Below are 2,660 nucleotides of genomic sequence, written 5' to 3'. Positions count from 1 at the left end.
CGGGTGTCGGTGAGTCTCGGCGACGCCAGCGATGAAGAAGGGACAGTAGCCGAAGAACTGCGGAATGATGAACCACAGGTTCTGCGCCTGGTACTCGACGATGTCGCGCATGTTGAACGAGCCGACCTGGACCACGATGCCCATCAGGGCCAGGCCCATGAACACTTCGTAGGACACGGTCTGCGCCGAAGCACGCAACGCACCGAGCAGGGCGAACTTGTTGTTACTCGACCAGCCGGCGAACAACACCGCGTAGACCGACAGACCGGCCATGGCGAAGAAGAACAGCAGGCCGATGTTCAGATCCGCGACGCCCCAGGTCGGGGTGATCGGGATGATCGCAAACGCGATCAGCAGGGCGGACATGGCTACAACCGGCGCCAAAGTAAAGATCACTTTGTCGGCAAACGGCGGGGTCCAGTCTTCCTTGAAGAACATCTTCAGCATGTCGGCGGCGATCTGGAACATGCCAAACGGGCCAACGCGGTTCGGACCGTAACGGTCCTGCCACCAGCCCAGCAGGCGACGTTCGACAAAGCTGAGCAACGCGCCCGCGACCACCACGGCCAGCAGAATCACGATGGCTTTGACGACCGTCAGGATCACATCGATCACTTCAGGGGTGAACCAGGTCATTGCGCTGCCTCCTGCAGACCGTCGACGGACACGCCGGCGAATGCCGGTGGAATGCCGGCGATGCCCGCAGGCAACGCCACCAGACCGGCGCCCAGTTCTTCATTGATGCGCAGCGGCAGACGCAGGGTCTGACCGGCCACGTTCAGGCTCAGCAGGGCACCGTCGTTGACGCCCAGACGATCCGCTTCGGACTTGGCCAGTGCCACGTAAGCAGCCGGAATACGCTCTTGAACCGGTGCGGCTTTCGAAGAGTTCTCTTCGCTGCCGAACAGGTGGAAGAACGGTACCGCTTGCCAGGTGCCCGGCGCCGGGTTGAATGCGCGCGGTGCAGCAGCGAACCAGTTCAGCGAATCACCGGTGCTTTCGATCAGGCGGGTGCCCGGGTCGCCTGCACGGATGTGACCACCAACTTCGTCCTGGAACTTGTTCCACGCTTGTGGCGAGTTCCAGCCCGGCGACCATGCAAATGGCACCTGCTGACGCGGTTCGGCAGAGCCCGAGTAACCTTCCATGGAGAAGGCGAACGCGGTGTCTTTGTCTTGCGGGGTGCGTGGTTCGTGAACGCTGATGTCGGCGCGCATTGCGGTGCGACCGGAGTAACGCAGCGGCTCACGCGCCAGTTTCAGACCCTTGATGCGGAACGCCGCCGATGGTGCAGCGTCGACGATACGTGCCAGTTGCTCGGTGCTCGAAGCAACGGCAGCGGTGACGTGGTCGAGTTGCGTCCAGTCGATCGGCTGGTTCAGCAAGGTCGCGCGCAGGGCGTGCAGCCAGCGCCAGCCTTCGTGAACCAGAATGCTCGCGTCGAGGTATTGCGGGTCGAAAACCTGGAAGAAGCGCTGGGCGCGACCTTCCTGGCTGACCAGCGTACCGTCGCCTTCGGCGAAGCTTGCGGCTGGCAGAACCAGGTGCGCGCGGTCGGTGGTCGCGGTTTTCTGATGGTCAGCAACGATCACTACTTGCGCAGCGTTCAGTGCAGCATCGACTTTTTCTTTGGCGGTGCGGGTGTACAGATCGTTTTCCAGCACAACGATCGCGTCAGCCTTGCCGTCGATAACGGCTTGCAGCGCAGCGTCGACCGATTCGCCACCGAGCATGGCCAGACCGAGGCTGTTGGCTTCCGGCACGATCAAGCTGATCGAACCGTTCTTCTCGCGCAGTTTCAGTGCTTTGGCGATGTTCGCGGCGGCTTCGATCAAGGCTTTGGAGCCCAGCGAGGTACCGGCGATGATCAGCGGACGTTTGGCCGCGAGCAGGGCGTCGGCAATGCGCTGAGCCAGTTCCAGTGCTTCGGCGTCCAGACCTTCAACGGCCGGGGCGCTGGCGTCCAGTGCGTGGGCAACGGCGAAACCGATGCGCGCCAGATCGTCCGGAGCTGCGTGTACGCATTCTTCAGCGATGTCGTCGAGCTTGGTTTCCGCCAGGCTGGCGATGAACAGCGGGTTCAGCGCGTGCTGGCCGATGTTCTTCACGGCGGCGTCGAGCCAAGGCTGAACGCGCATGGCTTCGGCCATGTCTTCAGCTTTGCCTTTGACCGATTGACGCAGCGACAGCGCCACACGGGCGGCGGTCTGGGTCAGGTCTTCACCGAGGACGAAAATGGCGTCGTGGTCTTCGATGTCGCGCATGTTCGGTACAGGCAGCGGACTGTCTTTCAGCACTTGCAAGACCAGACGGATGCGCTCCAGTTCGGAGGCTTCGATACCCGAATAGAAGTGCTCGGCGCCGACCAGTTCGCGCAATGCGTAGTTGCTCTCGAGGCTGGCACGCGGCGAACCGATACCGACGATGTTGCGACCGCGCAGCAAGTCAGCGGCTTTATCCAGTGCAGCATCCAGACCGAGCTTGGTGCCGTCGGCCAGCAGCGGCTGACGTGGACGGTCGGTGCGGTTGACGTAGCCATAACCGAAACGGCCACGGTCGCACAGGAAGTACTGGTTCACCGAACCGTTGAAACGGTTTTCGATGCGCCGCAGTTCGCCGTAACGCTCGCCAGGGGAAATGTTGCAACCGCTCGAGCAGCC

The 2,660-nt window shown here is 62.3% G+C and carries 2 protein-coding genes; both read right to left on the bottom strand.

What is annotated here, in order from left to right:
* Positions 1-636: NADH-quinone oxidoreductase subunit H (locus ACIPIZ_RS29530; RefSeq protein WP_401169040.1), on the bottom strand; the 636-nt coding region annotated here is incomplete at its 3' end.
* The coding region (locus ACIPIZ_RS29525) for a molybdopterin-dependent oxidoreductase (RefSeq protein ID WP_401169037.1) at positions 633-2,660 on the bottom strand (2,028 nt) is incomplete at its 5' end. The genes ACIPIZ_RS29530 and ACIPIZ_RS29525, both read right to left, overlap by 4 nt.

It is taken from the genome of Pseudomonas sp. NPDC087690, assembly GCF_044743175.1.
Taxonomy (GTDB): domain Bacteria; phylum Pseudomonadota; class Gammaproteobacteria; order Pseudomonadales; family Pseudomonadaceae; genus Aquipseudomonas.
Note: the sequence above shows the minus strand (reverse complement) of the source record. Positions and strands in the feature narration are given on the sequence as shown.